This window comes from Pseudomonas sp. Tof1, assembly GCF_055390395.1.
The window spans coordinates 6,145,257-6,161,324 of sequence record NZ_AP024344.1; the positions used below are offsets into that span (position 1 = coordinate 6,145,257).

The window sequence follows — 16,068 nt, forward strand, 5'->3', positions numbered from 1 at the left end:
CTACAGCCAGTGAACGTGCATACGTACAGTTTTCTCTGGTACCCGAACGCCGACTTAGGCTATAGCCCTGCCTCGCGGCTATTCGACAATATAAAGCTCAAAAAACAGTCAAAAACCCTACTGAACCCCAGTAGAAATGGGGTTTACACGAAAAATATGATTCTAGAATCGTCATAGAGAGGGGATAGATTTCAGAAAGAAACTAGCTAGAATCGATCTAGAATAGATGTAGAATCGGACGAAAATCCGAACCAGAAATGCCCTTAGATCGGAACTGAAATGACGTGAAGACTGACAATCACGCGCGTACCAAAGATGCCGACAGGCTGAGCGAACTGCTCCAAGAACCTCATCGAAACCATCGCCACGACATCTGGCTGTGGCTGCACCTCTACCATTGCAAAGAGGCGAGGCTTGACCTCAGAACCTGCAACGGCCTAACCATGCGTGACGAGATAGCCAGAGCCCTGAGGGACCATAGGCTCTTCCAGTCCCGCATCCCCCAAGAGAAAGATCGACTCTTACTTCCAAACGAAAAGCTGGAGTGGATCGAAGAGGATGAACGGCAGCATCAATGGCTGATCCGCGAGATCGAGAAAATGACTGACTTGCGCCTGCCTCGCGGCCTAGTCCACCTCACCGGCAGAGATCGCCTCATCGGCATGATCGACCTTTGGGATATCGATATTGTCGAAAAGGCATCGGAGGTCGAACAGCTTCACCGGGACTGGCTCAGACACAAGGCGAAGGACAGTGAATTCGAATGGTTCACCGATAAGAAAGAGAGCGAAAAGCGCTGTGCCTGCGCCTGGGAGTGGCTTAAAAAGAATCATCTGCCGTCGCACTCTAGGCAAACGCCAATCAGCAACTACCAAGAGCTGCTGATGTTCTTCGACCAAGGGGATGTAGGCCGTCACGAAAGGAAGGCCATACTTCGAGAGATCAAAAGGCGATGGAGTCGTAAGCAATTTGACGAGCGTACTGCCGACAAGAAGCAGGTCAACGTCATTCTCTCGAAAACGGTGATCGCCCAGCTTGATGCGCTAGCGAAGGCGCACGGCCTGAAGCGTGCTCAAATTATTGAGAACCTGGTGAGGATGGAGGCTGACGCTGGCGTATACCTAGCCGAAAGCTAGCGATAGCCCCCCACCAAGACGCCCCAAGGGTACCAAGGGTACCAAGCAAATCCTATTGGCATTCCAAATGGCATTCCAACAAAAAAATCTAACCGACATAATTTTTTAAAATCAATAAGTTACATTTTCAGTTCAGATTACCCCGGCAAATGAAAAAACAAAGCCCGCCGAATGCGGGCTTTGTCATTTCTGGTCTCTTTAGACCAACAACCAGATGTTCAACAGTTTAGGGGCGGCGGCGATCCTTCAAGCAACGCATCCACCACAGCCTTCGCCACCTCCACCGAATGCAGCATCCCCCAAAATAACGTCCGTTCCACCGGGTTCTCATGCAGGCTGATTTCATCCCCATTCAGCTCAGCAACCTCCAGCAGTTTCGACACATAGCTCAACGCATCATGAGCCGTGACACCAGGCTGGATAGCAAAAATCGAGGGACAAAGCGGATCAGCACGATTGACGGTTTTGGAAAGGGTCAACGCGAGCGTATCAAGCAATCTGGCCGCATCGGGCCTCTTTGACTCCACAGACTCGCTGGATACAGACGGTGGATCAGGTGTGATTTTTTTCACCATGGTAGATCTCCGAGCTCATTTGAGGGGATCACCACACTGGCTGCGAAACCAAGGGTGGCGAACTGTACGCAGGTTCGCAGACCGGTGAGCTTGGAAACCGGCAGGCATAAGCCTCCTGCGCACAGCCCGCCATAACGCAGGCATAAAAAAGCCGCTTACGCGGCGCTGTGCGCCAGCTCACTACCGGGCTGCGAAACCCGTGTCGCTGAATTTGCAGCGACCTCAGGAATCTAGACACAGCATTGGGCGCACACAATATTCTCCCACGCCTAAATCACGTAGGAAAAGTAAGTTCATTTTGAAAGCTATTTCTACTCATTACGAGACGCCATCGAGCGGGTAGGTGAGAAGGGAAAACCTCTCCCCTACTCGCTCAAAAACGCCGACATCAGCCGGGGTAAAAGTCAGAGAAAGTCCTCACCCCGCCTTCTCGACCGCCAACCGCTCCAAACTCATTTCCCGCATCCGAAACTTCTGCACCTTCCCCGTCACCGTCATCGGAAACGCCTCCACAAACAGGAAATGCCTGGGCACCTTGAAGTGCGCAATCTTCCCCTTGCAGAAGGCCTTCAACTCTTCTTCATCTGCGTTATGCCCCGGATGACACTTCACCCACGCCACAATCTCCTCGCCATACCGCTCATCCGGTATCCCGATCACCTGCACGTCCGCCACCGCCGGATGCTTGAACAGAAACTCCTCGATCTCCCGCGGGTACACGTTCTCGCCCCCGCGAATGATCATGTCCTTGTTGCGCCCGACGATGCTCACGTACCCCGCCTCGTCCATCACCGCCAAATCGCCGGTGTGCATCCAGCGCGCACCGTCGATGGCCTGGGCGGTGGCCTCGGCGTCGTTCCAGTAGCCGAGCATCACGCTGTAGCCGCGGGTGCACAGTTCGCCGATCTGCCCGCGTGGCACGATGCGCCCGGCTTCGTCGATGATCTTGCTTTCCAGGTGCGGCTGGGTGCGGCCGACGCTGGCGACGCGGCGCTCCAGGTCGTCATCGGCTGCGGTCTGGGTCGATACCGGGCTGGTCTCGGTCATGCCGTAGGCAATCTGCACTTCGGCCATGTGCATTTCGCCGATCACCCGTTTCATCACTTCGATCGGGCAGGTGGCGCCGGCCATGATGCCGCTGCGCAGGCTGGACAGGTCGAATTCGGCCCGGCGCGGGTGGTCCAGTTCGGCGATGAACATGGTCGGTACGCCGTACAGCACCGTGGCGCGTTCCTCGGCCACCGCCTGCAGGGCGGTCAGCGGGTCGAAGGCGTCGCCCGGGTAGATCAGGGTGCTGCCGTGGGTCAGGCAGCCGAGGTTGCCCATGACCATGCCGAAGCAGTGGTACAGCGGCACGGGGATGACCAGGCGATCGTACTCGGTCAGGCCCAGGCTTTCGCCGACCAGGTAGCCGTTGTTGAGGATGTTGTAGTGGCTGAGGGTCGCGCCCTTGGGGAAGCCGGTGGTGCCGGAGGTGTACTGGATGTTGATCGGTTCGTCGAACTGCAATTGCGCGCTGCAGGCGCGCAGGTCTTCGGCGGCGACACACTCGGCGCGCTCCTGCAGCGCCGCCCAGCCGAGCATGCCGGCGGCCGGGCTGTGGCCCAGGCTGATCACGCCGCGCAGTTCCGGGAGCAGGCGGCTGTGCAAGGCGCCCAGGGCGCTGCCGGCGAGTTCCGGCAGCAGTTCGCCGAGCATGGCGTGGTAGTCGCTGGTCTTGAAGGCGTCGGCGCAGATCAGCCAGCGGCAGCCGGAGTGCTTGAGCGCGTATTCCAGTTCGCTGACGCGGTAGGCCGGGTTGATGTTGACCAGGATCACGCCGACCTTGGCGCTGGCGAACTGGGCGATGCACCACTCGGCGCAGTTCGGCGCCCAGATGCCGAGGCGCTCGCCCGGTTGCATGCCGATCGCCAGCAGCGCACGGGCGCAGCGCTCGACCTGTTCGGCCAGTTGCGCCCAGCTGTAGCGCACCTGCTGGTGGCGCACCACCAGTGCCTCGCGCTCGACGAAGCGCGCCACGGTCTGGTCGAATGCGGCGCCGATGGTCATGGCCAGTAGCGGCTTGTCCTGTCGGCCACGGGTGTAGCTGGGTGAAGTCATGGTGTCCCCTCGATCTTGTACTTGTGTGCCCTCCTGGCGGGGGCAGGCCTTGCCTGAGGATGCCAAGCAGTGAAGTACAAAACCGCGTAGGACGCGAAATCCAACAGCGAAATCCAGCGGACAGCCGGAGCCAGAAAGATTACCCAACGGTAGTGGGGACAGTCACCGAAACGTTACGCAATAGTGGCATAATGCGCCGCGCCCACGGGGTCCCCGGAACACATCGGTCAAACATCCATGAAGCACAATCCAGCACAGTCGGGTTTCACCCTGGTGGAACTGATGGTCAGCGTCGTCGTGGTCGCCATCCTGGCCGCCATCGCCGTTCCGGCCTACAGCAGCTACGTCAACAAGAGCACGATCAAGGCCGCTCAGGCCGACCTGGTTGCCCTGAGCCTGAACCTGGAAAACAGCTACCAGAAACAGCTGGTGTATCCGACCTCCACCGCCAGCGGTGTCACCCAGATCCAGTGCGCGCTGATCGGTAACCCGTCGCCCTGCACCAGCCCGTCGTCGGGCTGGCAGCCGAGCCAGTCGGGCAAGTTCAACTATTCGATCAATTCCACCTCGACCACCTACACCGTGACCGCGACCGGCAACGGCGGTGCGCTCAACGGGTGCACCATCACCCTGGACCAGAGCAACAGCCGCAGCATCAGCTCGTGCAGTTCGTACAACGGTAGCTGGCTGTAATGCGCTGCCGCGGCTTCACCCTGGTCGAACTGATGATCACCGTCGCCCTGCTCGGCCTTATCCTGATGGTGGGCGTACCACTCACCCAGTCCTGGACCAACAGCAGCTACCAGCGCGATGCCGCCGGCCTGCTCAAGCAGGGCATCAGCCGCGCCAAGGCGACCGCACTGCGCAACCAGGGCGCCGTGCAGGACAGCGCACCCGCCGCCGTGCTGTGCCGCTCCGGGCAGAATCTCAAGCTGTTCCGGCTCAACGCCGGGCAGTCGATCGATTGCAACGCCACCAGCCAACCGGTCTGGAGCAGCACGATCCCGGCCGCGGCGGGAATCAAGGTCGCCGGAGTCGACATGGCCTGCGTCGCCTTCAGCAACCGTGGCCTGGCGGTCAGCGGCAACAGTTGCAGCACCGGTACGCTGCAGGTTACGGCAGGCAGCGAGAGTTCGGTCGATGTCCCGCTCATTTAAACTGCGCCGGCACCAGCGCGGCGATGTCCTGCTCGAATCGCTGATCGGCATCCTGTTGATGGCGACCATCGGCCTGGGCATCACCTATGCCTCATCACGGGCGGCCATCAGCCAGCGCGACATGAAGCTGCAGAACATCGTGGTCAACCAGATGCGCAGCCTGCTGGAACAGAACGGCGCGCTGCTGTGCTCGAGCAAGGCCTCGCTGCTGGTGGTGTCCATTCCCAGCCAGACCGACACCGTGCCGATCACCGCGACCTGCACCAACGCACCGAGCGTCACCGTCGGCACCAGCACGATCACCGGCGGCACGCCGCAAAGCTCGGTGGTGCTCACCACCCGCGCCCAGGACAGCAGCCTGTTCGGTGGCATCATCCGGGTCGGAGACGAGTCTTGAACCGCGCGCAGCGTGGCTTCACGCTGATCAGCCTGCTGATCGGCACGACCATTTCCCTGATCAGCATCCTGGCCATGCTCGCGCTGTACAAGAACGTGGTCTACAACGCCCTGGCTTCATCACAGAGTTCGCGCCAGGACGGCCAGGTGGCCTCGGCGCTGATCACCGCCCAGCGCGAACTGATGAATGCCGGCTTCTGGAGCGGCAGCGCCACGGCGCGGGCCACCTCCGACATCGACAACAACTTCATCCTGCTGTCCGGCGCCCTGCTGAGCAACGGCACCCTGAGCGGGACCGCCACCGCCCAGACCAGCTTCCCGACCCTGACCAGCACGGCGCCGAACGGCATCAGCGGCAATGCGATCATCTGGTCCTACCAGACCAGTGCCACCGCCACCGCCAGTTGCGCCGGGTTGCTGATCAGCAACGGCGCGCTGCTCAGCCTGAAAGCCGCGGCGAGTTGCACCCAGGCGTCGACGCAGTGGAGCAGCACCACCTGGACCAGTACCCCGCTGATCGAAAGCGGTCAGGGCACCGCCTCGCTGTCGGTCGGTTTCGCCACCTGCTGGCCCTATGGCCGCACCACCGACACCACCAATAGCGCCTATCGGCTGCAGGTCAGCCTGAGTGCCAACAACAGCACGCTCGATCCCAACAGCACCGATCCCCAGCCCGCCTACGTCAAAAGCAAGGCGACGGCCTGTCTGATCAATTTCGAAAAACCCACTTCCTGACCGAGCGCCCGATGCCTGCACCCGCGTTTTTCCGATCGACGCGCGCTTCCCAGCGCGGCATGGCCGCCACCCTGATGATCCTGTTCGTCGGCATGGCCCTGAGCGTCACCGCGCTGAGCATGATGTACGGCATCGGCGGTGCCCAACAGCAGCAGATGGCGGCCCATGCCACGTCGCCGGCGGAGTCTCGGGTGTGGAGCGGCGTGGAATGGGTGCGCCTGTACCTGCAGGGCCAACTGACCCAGGACAGTACCCTGGCCAACGTTACCGTCGGCAACCTGCCGATCAGCGCCACCGGGCTCAGTGCGCAGATCGTCTCCAAGGTCGCCAGCGGCAGCAGCACCCTGGTCACGGCCACCATCACCGCCACCAACAACCTGGCCACCAATACGCTACAGGTGGTGTATGTGTTGACCCCGGCCAGCAGCACGCCCGCAACGCCGGCCGGTGCCAGCCTGCCGCCGGCGCTGCAGTTCAACGGCAACTTCAACTACACCGGCGGCAGCCTGTCGATCACCAACGGCACGACTTTGGCGAATATCGTCGTCAACGGCGTGCTGAATATCTCGAACGGCGCCAAGGCCTATGTCTCCGGTTGCGCCAAGGGCGGCATCAACCTCAGTGGCGGCGGCATCGCGGACAACGCGACACTCAACACCGAGGGCACCTTCTCCATGAGTTCCAGCAGCGCGCCGGTCAACCTGACGGTGGGTGCCAAGTCGATCAATATCACCCAGTCCGGTGGCAGCTACGTGGCGATCCAGGCCGGCGCGTTCCGCGCCAACGTGCTGTCGGGCGGTTCGACCGTCGGTACCGCGCTGGTCGGCGGTATCCGCAACAGCGACAACTCGATCACTGCCGCCAGCAGCGGCACCGCGCTGATCACCCTAAGTTCCGGGGCGGTCTACACCCTGGACCTGAGCAAGGCCACGCAGTCGGCCGGGGCCATCAGCACCAGCAACGCGCAACTGATCTCCGGCACCGGTACCCTGCCCGCCAGCATCTCGCTGACCTACAACGCGGTCTATGGCGGCGACGTCAACTTCCTCACCGGCACCGTCGGCACGTTCTGGGGCAACACCCTGGCGCTGACCGGCTACAGCGCCACCTACAACACGCTCAAGGCCAACAGCGACGTGTCGATCCTCACCGCCAACGTCGGCAAGTTCCAGGGCGGCGGCAACCTCAGCGTGACGCAATGGAACACGCCGACCTTCAGCACCGCCAGCCAGATCGCCGGACAGATCCTCAACCAGAACGGCACGCCCTACACCGGCAACACCATCGCCAACCTGACCGCGAACGTCGCCGGCGCCTCGCCCGGCCTGCCCGGCGTGCCGTACTGCAACATCACCGCCACGCCGGTGGATGTCACGCCGCTGAAAAGCCAGGCCAACTACGTGTTCTCGTTCTCCGGGAACACGCCGATGCTGACCATCCAGAACGTCAAGACCGCGGCCGGCACCACGGTTTCCGCCGGGCCCTACAACCTGGCGACCACCGACCTGCGCACCCTGCTGGGCAACAACTTCATGATCTGCAACTACGGCAACAGCACCTGCGGCAACGGTGCCACGCCGGGCAACGGCTGGAACCTGACCGGCATCACCGCGTTCCCACCGGGCGTGCTGTGGTTCGACGGCAACGTCACCTTCAACGGCGTGCAGAGCATGAGCCGCCTGACCAACACCGTGCTGACCACCGGTGACGTGACCCTGACCAGCAGCGGCATGGTGCCGCTGTACTCGCCGAACTTCTCCGGCTATTCGAACCTGTGCACCGGCTCGTTCTACCCGACCAACCTGTGCAACAAGAGTGCCTCGCCACCGGGCCTGGCCACCTGGACCGACTCCGCCAACGTCACCCACAGCGGCCTGCCCATCGGCAACATCGCGATCGAGGCCAACGGCGGGCTGTCCACAAGTGGCTGGACGCTCTACGGCAACGTGATTCTCGGTGGCCTGGTCAGCACCTCGGGCGCCACCACCAACATCAAGGGCTCGCTTACCACCGGCAACAACAGCCCCAGCCCGACCACCATTTCCCAGGGCGGTATCGCCATAGACGTCTCCTCGGTGACCAGCGACCAGACCATCACCAACCCGTCGACGCCGAGCACGGGCAGCGGCGGCACCTCGACCCAGGCGACGACTCGGGTGCGGTGGGTGCGGGCGTACTGAAAAACCCCGAGCGCCTCCCCACACGGAGCTCCGATCGTTCCCACGCGGAGCGTGGGAACGATCAGTGCCAAGGGATCAATTCTGCCAAAGGGTCTTGCCGAAGAACGTCAGGGTGCGGTCCCAGGCCAGTTGCGACCACACCGGGTCGAACTGGGTGCCGGCGATGCGGCCATTGCCCACGGCGGTTTCGTTGGCGAAGGCATGGTGGGCCAGGTAACGGTGGAAGGTGGCATCGACGCCGGCCTCATGCAGCTTGGCTTCCAGGGCATCGACGGTCTCGATTGCGAAGAACAGGTCCTGGGTCGCCCAGTGGCCAAGCAGCGGTGCCTTGATTGCCGAGGCGTCGAGGTACTCCAGCGGCGGGAAGCCGTACCAGACCACGCCAGCGGTCAGCTCGGGGATCGCATTCAGCGACAGCAGGGTCAGCGCGCCACCCATGCAGAAGCCGGTCACGCCGATGTTCTTCGTGTAGCCGCCCAGGTATTGCACCGCGCCACGGATGTCCTGGCTCACCGCTTCGGCGAAGTCGAGCTTGCTCATCAGGTGGTGGGCTTCTTCCTCTTCCACCGTGGACTCGCCACGGTACAGGTCCGGCACCAGCGCCAGGTAACCGCTGGCCGCCAGGCGATCGGCGACACCGCGGATCTGGTCGTTCAGGCCCCACCACTCCTGGATGACCACGATGGCCGGGGCACCTTCCAGCTTGGCCGGGCGGGCCAGGTAGCCGCTGACTTCGCGGCCGTCCGGGCGTTTGAAGCTGACCGGGTTGTTTGCTTGGGACATGGCTCGTCACCTCGAATCGGGTTGAATGGAATCGGACCCGATTAAAGCCCCATGTCCCGGCCTTGGCGAGCACTATTTGAACGAAGGCTGTCCCTTACTTCAGCTCGAACACCAGGCAGGGATTGCCGTTGAAGCGCCCTTCGAACGCCGGCTCCGCCTTCTCCAGCGAGGTGCCCGCCAGCAGGTTCTGCTCCTTGCGCGACAGGATCACCCAGGCCGGGCGCGGCAGCGAATCCAGGCTGGGCGCATTCCTGGCCGCGATGAACAGCGGCTTCTCGTCGTGGTCCAGGTTCATCATGTAGCGCACCGCCCAGGTGTCCTGGCCCAGATTGAGGAACACCAGCGGCCCCGGATTCGCCGCACGCAGGTGCTCCACCGGGCCAACGAAGCCCCGGGTGTCGAATTCCAGGTCCTTGGCCGGCTCGACCACCTTCACCAGCAGCAGCCACTGGGCCGCCAGGGCGATCAGGCTGAGCAGCACCAGGCGCCGCCCCGGTTCGGCGGATGGCTTCAGCCAGAGCCTGGCGGCGAGCACCTGCAGCACCACCAGCACGCCCACCAGCAACGGCACCGACACCTGCGGCCAGAACCCATGCTTGAGCCAGGAATGGCGCAGGACGAACACCACGACAATCCCCAGCCCCGGCAGCAACGCCACCAACCCGGTATAAAAACGCCGCACACCCGCCAGCCAACCGTGCGCGTTCAACAACCCATAGGCCGCCACCGCCGCGAACATCGGCACCATCGGCAGGATGTAATAGGCTCGCTTGAAGTGCGGCACCGACAAGCCCAGCAGAATCATCAGGCCACAGGCTCCCAGCCGCAGGGCCAGTTGCACCTCATCGTCGCGGTCACGCTGCGTCCATGTGTGGCGCAGCGCGATCAGCGTTGCCAGCGCCAGCGGTACCACCGGGAAGTAGCGGTAGAGGCTGAGCTGGAAGTAGAAGAAGAACGGCTCGCCACTGTCCCCCAGGCGCCCGCCGATCTGCATGGTGTAGACCTGCCTGGCGAAGTCCTCGCCACCGCTCAGCCGGGCCAGGCTCATCAGCGCCCACCAGCAGGCCGCCAGCAACAGCAGGCCGACCACGCCGTAGCCCAACACCCTGCGCACGACCTGCAGCGTCTCGGCCCGCGACCGGCAAACGCCCATGGCCCAGTAGACACAGGCCACGCCACAGACCTCGATCAGCCCCAGCGGCCCGCGAATGACGAAGCCCAGCACGAACAGCGGGAACACCGCGTATTGTCGCAACCGCGAACCGAGGCGTTCGCCGGTGTGCAGCAGGTAGAAGCAGGCCAGGCACAACAGCGAGGTCATCTGGTCCAGGCACACCGAGCGGGACTTCTCCAGCAGTTGCGTCGTCAGCGCGGTCAGCAGCACCGTCAGCAGCGCCCAGGTGCGCCCCGCTGGCGCCAGCAGCCGGTAGATCATCGCCAGCACGCCCGCCGAGGCCAGCGCCGTCGGCATGACGTTGGCCAAGTGGTTCGGCGCGCCGAACAGCCGGGCGAACAGGTAGCTCAGGAAAGTCGCGGTGCCCGGGTAATCGGGATAGGGCTCGCCATAGGTCGTGGCGAAAAAGCCCGGACCATGACGGAACATTTCCTCGAGGAACAGCCACCAGCGGCCGTCGAAACCCTGGGCCGTCTGGTCCCAGATGCCAAGGGTGAAGAGCAGCAGGGCGACCAGGAAGATCGACAACGATTCGAGGCTAGGGCGTTTTTCGTGGGCCATCGGCATACGACTCATCCGCAACGACAGGGTGGACGGGCAAACCCTAATGGTGCCGTGCGGGGCACTGAATGCTGCCTGAACGAAGGCCAGAACCCGCGTGACTGGGAATCCTTCTCGGCAGGTTGTGCTACCCCCGGCCCTTGGCACCCTCTATAGTCCCCAGTCAGTCCAAGGTAGGAGCCTACGCAGTGCACTCCAGAATCACTCTCCGCCACCAGTCCCTTCGTACCCTGACTTTCGCCCTTTCGCTGGCCCTGTTCAGCGCCCCGAGCCAGGCCAAGGCCCTGCCCGACGCCCCGGAGATTGGCACCGGCTATCGCAGCGGCCTGCTCACCCGGCAGGCGAGCAAGCACATGGCCGCCGCCGCCAACCCGCTGGCCGCCGAAGCCGGGCGCGAGATCCTGCGCCAGGGCGGCTCCGCCGTGGACGCGGCCATCGCGATGCAGGCCGTGCTGACCTTGGTCGAGCCGCAGGCCACCGGGATCGGTGGCGGCGCCTTCATCATGGTCTGGGACGGCCGGCAGGTACACGCCTACGACGGCCGCGAAACTGCTCCGGCCGGGGCCAACGAAAAACTGTTCCTGAACGCCGACGGCACCCCGATGGCCTTCACCCAGGCACAGATCGGCGGCCGCTCGGTCGGCACACCCGGCGTGATGCGTGCCCTGGAACTGGCCCACCGCAGCAACGGTCGGCTGCCCTGGGCCAAGCTGTTCGAGCCGGCGATCCGCCTGGCCGAGCAGGGTTTCCCGATTTCGCCACGCCTGCACAAGCAGATCGCCGCCAGCCCGTTCCTGCCGAAATCGCCGGCCATGGCCGCCTACTTCCTGGACGCGGATGGCCGCCCGAAAGCGGTCGGCACGGTACTGAAGAACCCGGCGTTGGCCGCGGTGCTCAAGCGTATCGCCAACGAAGGCAGCGACGCGCTGTACAAAGGCCGCATCGCCGAGGAGATCGTCGCCGCGGTCAATGGCAGCGCCAACCCCGGCAGCCTATCGCTGGCCGACCTGCAGGGCTACCAGGCCAAGGAACGCACGCCGATCTGCTCCGACTACAAGCAATGGAAACTCTGCGGCATGCCACCGCCCTCCTCCGGGGCGATCGCCATCGCGCAGATCTTCGGCACGCTGCAGGCGTTGGAGGCCCGCGACAAGCGCTGGGCGCTGCCGGCACTGCCGCCCCTGAAAACGTCGACCGCCGCCGGCCTGGAACCTCGCCCGGAGGCCGTGCACCTGATCGCCGAGGCCGAACGGCTGGCCTATGCCGACCGCGGCCTGTACGTGGCCGACAGCGATTTCGTCCCGGTACCGGTGGCCGGCCTGATCGACCCGGCGTACCAGGCCCAGCGCGCCCGGCTGATCAGCGAACGCAGCCTGGGCAAGGCCGAACCCGGCGTACCGAGCGGCGTGCAGGTGGCCCTGGCCCCCGACCGCTCGCCCCTGCGCATCTCCACCTCGCAGATCGTCGCCGTGGATGACCAGGGCAACGCGGTGTCCATGACCACCACGGTGGAAAGCTCGTTCGGTTCGCACCTGATGGTCGAGGGCTTCATCCTCAACAACCAGCTGACCGACTTTTCCTTCATCCCCAGCGAAAACGGCAAGCCGGTGGCCAACCGCGTCGAGCCGGGCAAGCGCCCGCGCTCGTCGATGGCGCCGACCCTGGTGTTCGATCGCCAGAATGGCGAATTCCTCGGTACCGTCGGCTCGCCGGGCGGCTCGCAGATCATCGAGTACGTGGCCAAGACCCTGGTCGGCCTGCTGGACTGGCAGCTCGACCCGCAGGCCGCGATCAACCTGCCCAACTTCGGCAGCCGCAACGGCCCGACCGAGCTGGAGCCCGGCCTGTTCTCGCCAAAACTGATCGACACGCTGAAGCAGCAGGGGCATGAGGTCAACGAACTGGAAATGACCAGCGGCACTCAGGCGATCATGCGCGTGCGTGATGCCCAGGGCCGCACGTCCTGGGCCGGTGGCGCCGACCCGCGGCGCGAAGGCGAGGCGCTGGGCGACTGACGTGCAAGGACGGTGGCGGGCCCGCTCGCCACCGTTGCCGGGCCCGCTACACAGTCATTCACAATTTATTAAGATATTCCTCCGTATAGTGCCGGGTCATCTGGAGGCCTCAGGGCCGACTTTCCTTTCCCCGGTATCCCCATGCGCACGACACGTCCCGTTATCCTGCTGTTCCTGCTTGGCTGCCTGCTGTTCTTCTTTGCCCTGGGCAACCATGAGTTGCAGGGTTCCACCGAATCCCGGGTGGCCGGGATCGCCATGGAAATGCACCTGAACAACGACTGGATCACCCCGCGCCTGCTGGGCGACCCGTTCCTGGAAAAACCCCCGCTGAGCCTCTGGCTCGATGCCACGGCGATCAAACTGCTGGGCGGCACGCCCCTGGCGGTGCGCCTGGCCTCGGCGTTCGCCGGGCTGTTCACGGTGCTGGCGCTCTACGGTTTCATGCGCAGGATCGGCCGCCCCACCCTGTTGGCCTGGGCCGCCGCCGCAATGCTGATGACCATGGCCAGCTACCTGGGCAATGCCCGCCAGGTCGGTGAGGACGCCATTCTCAGCCTCGGCGTATCGCTGGCGCTGTTCGCCTTTTTCCAGGCCAATGAGCAGCGCAAGCGCCAGGCCGCCACCCTGGGGAGCTGGCTGGTGTTCATGCTCGGCATCGCGATCGCGACCCTGACCAAGGGCGTACTGGGGCTGGCCCTGCCGGGGGTGGTGATTTTCTTCTATCTGGTCAGCGAGAGCCTGCTCGACCGGCGCTTGACCCTCGGCAACTGGCTGCGCCCGGCACTGTTCACCCTGGTGGGGCTGATCCCGCTGCTGATCTGGCTGAAACTGCTATACGGGCAGGGCGGCGCGGATGCTGTCCGTGAAGTGCTCTGGGCCAACAGTGTCGGCCGCTTCAGCGGCTCGTTCACTGCGGCCGGCCACTACGAGCCCTTCTACTATTACTTCACCAAGTTGCCGGAGGCGTTCCTGCCCTGGAATCTGCTGGTGTACCTGGGGCTCTGGCACCTGCGCAAGGAGCTGGTGCGCAAACGCCACCTGCTGTTCGCCAGCGTCTGGTTCCTGGCCCAGTTCACCCTGCTGACCCTGGCCTCGAGCAAGCGCATGGTGTACATGGTGTCCATGGCGCCCGCCGCCGCTATCATCGCCGCCGAATACAGCGCGGTGGTTCTCGCCTGGCTGCGTCGGCGCTCCGCCACCTCCACGCTCAGCCGCCAACTGGTCGACAAGCGCCGCCCGCTGGCTGCGGCGCTGCTGGCCGTGGTCGTCTGCGGTTATCTGGTGGCCGCCTGGCGGGCGCCGCTGGCCGACCGCAACACCTCGTTCAAGCCGGTGACCGACCAGGTCATCGCCCTGCAGGCCAGCGGCAAGCAGGTCGCGCTGTACCAGCCGGACGAACGCCTGGCCTCGACCGTGTTCTACACCCAGCGCCAACAAGCGGTGGTACAAACCCAGGAACAGTTGGACGCGTTCCTGCAGGCCTCGCCGGACAATGTCGCCGTGGCCCAGAACCAGCAACCCGATGCCTCGCACAAGGTACTGGCCACCGTCACCATCGGCGGCAAGCGCACTTACTACTTCTACACCCGCTGAACACTCGTGGGCATAAAAAAACGGCGCTCCTGGAGCGCCGTTTTTCATGGGGCGGGTACTTACTGAACGTTCTTCAGCTTGACCACGTCGCCGGACACCTTGGTGGTGTAGCCGGTCAGGACCCAGGCCCAGAACCAGTTTTCCTGGACCTGGGTGTTGATCAGTGCGTCACCGCCCTTGGCCTGGATGGCAGCAGTCTGGGCACGGACGAAACGGTCGTTCTGGCGGATCGGGATGAATCCGAACAGCAGCATGCCGGTAGCGGTCGCTTCGCTGTGACCGACCACGGTGTACTGGTTGCTGTCCAGCTGCCGGGTTTTCATCGCCGTGCCGGTGCAACCGCCCAGCGCCAGGGTAACCAGCAGGGAAGCGGCGATTTTGCTCGCGTATTTCAAGGGATAACTCCATGGGAAAAACCCGGGAGTCATTTCCCGGGGACGCGTACTGTAAAGGGGATAGCGGCAAACTCAAATGCTTCATCGAGTGCCATGTGGTCTGGGCCTGGCGATTCTCGGCGTTGCCCTAGGGCTTGAACACCTGCGGCCAGTCCGGGGCTTCGATATAACCCATCACCTTCGGCGCCTGGCTGGCCGAATGCTCGGTGAGAAACAGCGCCAGCCCGTAGCCTGGCGACGGCATGGAGAAATTCATGGCGTCTTCCAGTGCCCCCATGCATTCGCTGTGGGTGACCAGCACCAGGTTGCGCCCCGGCACCTTGTAGCGGCGAATGTCGCGCAGCAGGGTCTTGCGGCAATTGAACAGCCAGTCCTGGGTGCTGCTGGCGTGGTTGAACATGTAGGCGGAGGTCTGCACGGCACGGGTCAACGGGCTGTTATAGATATCCGTTCGGGACAGGCCGAGCCTTTCGAAGCGCGCGCCCAACGCCACCGCCACGTCGCGAGCGCGATCGGTGATGCCGTCCGGCTCCGCCAGGCAGGGCGCCCTGGAGCGGTCGCAACGCTCGACATGGCGCACCAGCACCACCATTTCGCCCCTGGCCCACCCCGCAGTCAGCGCCATCGCGCTATCATTGCCAGCCTGGGCCAGATCGACAACGGCAGCGGGCCGCAACATCACCAGCGTCAGCGGAATGACGAGCAGCGCTGCCAGCGATACCAGCAGGGCGTTCCGGTACCGGACGAGGCGGTTCAGTTCGAACGAGCGCTTCAACCAGCTATACGGCAGTCTTGATTCCACGTTCGGCTGCCTCTGCGAAAAAGGCCGGTTGAGTAGGCAATGTCGGCGACGCTACAGCACAAAAATGACAACTGAGCCTCGGGCTTGACTGCCGCTGGAGAAACCGCTTCCCTGCCTGCTGCAAACTCATTCGAACACAGAGCCTAGGTTCGTGAAGGTCGCGTCGCGGTGAAAGGAATGTGAAAAATTCCTCAATCGCCGACCTCGATCCGGCCTGGCTGAACGCCCCTGACGAAACGTAAACACCCTCGAAACATCCGAATCTCCTGCAAGAAGTTACAATTGGTGAAACACCTTCCCCGAGAAAAACCTTTCAGCTATCGGCTTTCCCGCCGATACAGCCCTTACGAACAAATTCAGCTGGCACCAATAACAACACCTTCCAGCCACCCGATGAGCAAGCAACACCAAGTTACTGGAGGAATTCAATGAATAGCTGGTTTGGCAATATCAGCGTCAATCT

Annotated in this window: 14 protein-coding genes; 8 read left to right on the top strand and 6 right to left on the bottom strand. The window is 63.3% G+C overall.

The features are described 5' to 3' along the window. The first annotated feature begins 284 nt into the window (after nucleotides 1–284). A complete protein-coding gene (locus tag ACZ5KU_RS27690) occupies nucleotides 285–1,136 on the top strand; it encodes a hypothetical protein (RefSeq protein WP_464736536.1) in 852 nt (283 codons plus the stop codon). Nucleotides 1,137–1,354: 218 nt separating this feature from the next. Here ACZ5KU_RS27690 and ACZ5KU_RS27695 read toward each other — a convergent pair whose 3' ends face one another. Both ACZ5KU_RS27695 and ACZ5KU_RS27700 read right to left on the bottom strand, forming a co-directional pair. Next, nucleotides 1,355–1,711 carry a hypothetical protein gene (locus ACZ5KU_RS27695; protein ID WP_273821508.1) on the bottom strand — a complete coding sequence of 119 codons (357 nt, stop codon included), beginning with the start codon at nucleotides 1,709–1,711 and terminating at the stop codon, nucleotides 1,355–1,357. Between the two features lie 417 nt (nucleotides 1,712–2,128). After that, nucleotides 2,129–3,811 carry an AMP-binding protein gene (locus ACZ5KU_RS27700; RefSeq protein WP_464736537.1) on the bottom strand — a complete coding sequence of 561 codons (1,683 nt, stop codon included), beginning with the start codon at nucleotides 3,809–3,811 and terminating at the stop codon, nucleotides 2,129–2,131. Nucleotides 3,812–4,048: 237 nt separating this feature from the next. Between ACZ5KU_RS27700 and ACZ5KU_RS27705 the strand changes: the two genes are divergently transcribed. Genes ACZ5KU_RS27705 through ACZ5KU_RS27725 form a run of 5 tightly spaced genes read left to right on the top strand, consistent with a single transcriptional unit; the run spans nucleotide 4,049 to nucleotide 8,279 of the window. Beyond that, nucleotides 4,049–4,504 (top strand): type IV pilin protein, encoded by a 456-nt coding sequence (locus ACZ5KU_RS27705; protein WP_054059340.1) that lies wholly within the window; start codon nucleotides 4,049–4,051, stop codon nucleotides 4,502–4,504. After that, a complete protein-coding gene (locus tag ACZ5KU_RS27710; protein WP_054059339.1) occupies nucleotides 4,504–4,968 on the top strand; it encodes a pilus assembly FimT family protein in 465 nt (154 codons plus the stop codon). The genes ACZ5KU_RS27705 and ACZ5KU_RS27710 overlap by 1 nt, the downstream gene beginning before the upstream one ends. Continuing rightward, nucleotides 4,952–5,365 (top strand): hypothetical protein, encoded by a 414-nt coding sequence (locus ACZ5KU_RS27715; RefSeq protein ID WP_054059338.1) that lies wholly within the window; start codon nucleotides 4,952–4,954, stop codon nucleotides 5,363–5,365. The genes ACZ5KU_RS27710 and ACZ5KU_RS27715 overlap by 17 nt, the downstream gene beginning before the upstream one ends. Then, nucleotides 5,362–6,099 (top strand): PilW family protein, encoded by a 738-nt coding sequence (locus tag ACZ5KU_RS27720; protein ID WP_054062511.1) that lies wholly within the window; start codon nucleotides 5,362–5,364, stop codon nucleotides 6,097–6,099. The genes ACZ5KU_RS27715 and ACZ5KU_RS27720 overlap by 4 nt, the downstream gene beginning before the upstream one ends. Before the next feature lie 11 nt (nucleotides 6,100–6,110). Beyond that, nucleotides 6,111–8,279: a beta strand repeat-containing protein gene (locus ACZ5KU_RS27725; RefSeq protein WP_464736538.1), complete on the top strand. Its 2,169-nt coding sequence runs from the start codon at nucleotides 6,111–6,113 to the stop codon at nucleotides 8,277–8,279. Between the two features lie 75 nt (nucleotides 8,280–8,354). Here the strand turns inward: ACZ5KU_RS27725 and ACZ5KU_RS27730 are convergent, their stop codons facing one another. Then, the gene (locus ACZ5KU_RS27730) at nucleotides 8,355–9,062 is read right to left on the bottom strand and encodes a dienelactone hydrolase family protein (protein WP_054062513.1); all 708 of its coding nucleotides are present in this window, start codon (nucleotides 9,060–9,062) and stop codon (nucleotides 8,355–8,357) included. Nucleotides 9,063–9,156: 94 nt separating this feature from the next. Continuing rightward, a complete protein-coding gene (locus tag ACZ5KU_RS27735) occupies nucleotides 9,157–10,797 on the bottom strand; it encodes an ArnT family glycosyltransferase (RefSeq protein WP_464737437.1) in 1,641 nt (546 codons plus the stop codon). Between the two features lie 188 nt (nucleotides 10,798–10,985). Between ACZ5KU_RS27735 and ggt the strand changes: the two genes are divergently transcribed. Both ggt and ACZ5KU_RS27745 read left to right on the top strand, forming a co-directional pair. Beyond that, the gene (gene ggt, locus ACZ5KU_RS27740; protein WP_464736539.1) at nucleotides 10,986–12,812 is read left to right on the top strand and encodes a gamma-glutamyltransferase; all 1,827 of its coding nucleotides are present in this window, start codon (nucleotides 10,986–10,988) and stop codon (nucleotides 12,810–12,812) included. A gap of 141 nt (nucleotides 12,813–12,953) precedes the next feature. Continuing rightward, the gene (locus ACZ5KU_RS27745; RefSeq protein WP_464736540.1) at nucleotides 12,954–14,408 is read left to right on the top strand and encodes an ArnT family glycosyltransferase; all 1,455 of its coding nucleotides are present in this window, start codon (nucleotides 12,954–12,956) and stop codon (nucleotides 14,406–14,408) included. Nucleotides 14,409–14,467: 59 nt separating this feature from the next. Here ACZ5KU_RS27745 and ACZ5KU_RS27750 read toward each other — a convergent pair whose 3' ends face one another. Together ACZ5KU_RS27750 and pmrG are read right to left on the bottom strand one after the other, a co-directional pair. Further along, the gene (locus ACZ5KU_RS27750) at nucleotides 14,468–14,803 is read right to left on the bottom strand and encodes a hypothetical protein (RefSeq protein WP_054062516.1); all 336 of its coding nucleotides are present in this window, start codon (nucleotides 14,801–14,803) and stop codon (nucleotides 14,468–14,470) included. Nucleotides 14,804–14,930: 127 nt separating this feature from the next. Next, nucleotides 14,931–15,605 carry a lipopolysaccharide core heptose(II)-phosphate phosphatase PmrG gene (gene pmrG / locus ACZ5KU_RS27755; RefSeq protein ID WP_416770651.1) on the bottom strand — a complete coding sequence of 225 codons (675 nt, stop codon included), beginning with the start codon at nucleotides 15,603–15,605 and terminating at the stop codon, nucleotides 14,931–14,933. Nucleotides 15,606–16,068: the final 463 nt, after the last annotated feature.

Coding starts and splice junctions, on each gene's coding strand:
- ACZ5KU_RS27735 (WP_464737437.1), bottom strand. CDS start 10,797: ATGGCCCACGAAAAACGCCCTAGCCTCGAATCGTTGTCGATCTTCCTG.
- ACZ5KU_RS27730 (WP_054062513.1), bottom strand. CDS start 9,062: ATGTCCCAAGCAAACAACCCGGTCAGCTTCAAACGCCCGGACGGCCGC.
- ACZ5KU_RS27710 (WP_054059339.1), top strand. CDS start 4,504: ATGCGCTGCCGCGGCTTCACCCTGGTCGAACTGATGATCACCGTCGCC.
- ACZ5KU_RS27705 (WP_054059340.1), top strand. CDS start 4,049: ATGAAGCACAATCCAGCACAGTCGGGTTTCACCCTGGTGGAACTGATG.
- ACZ5KU_RS27715 (WP_054059338.1), top strand. CDS start 4,952: ATGTCCCGCTCATTTAAACTGCGCCGGCACCAGCGCGGCGATGTCCTG.
- ACZ5KU_RS27700 (WP_464736537.1), bottom strand. CDS start 3,811: ATGACTTCACCCAGCTACACCCGTGGCCGACAGGACAAGCCGCTACTG.
- ACZ5KU_RS27745 (WP_464736540.1), top strand. CDS start 12,954: ATGCGCACGACACGTCCCGTTATCCTGCTGTTCCTGCTTGGCTGCCTG.
- ACZ5KU_RS27725 (WP_464736538.1), top strand. CDS start 6,111: ATGCCTGCACCCGCGTTTTTCCGATCGACGCGCGCTTCCCAGCGCGGC.
- ACZ5KU_RS27695 (WP_273821508.1), bottom strand. CDS start 1,711: ATGGTGAAAAAAATCACACCTGATCCACCGTCTGTATCCAGCGAGTCT.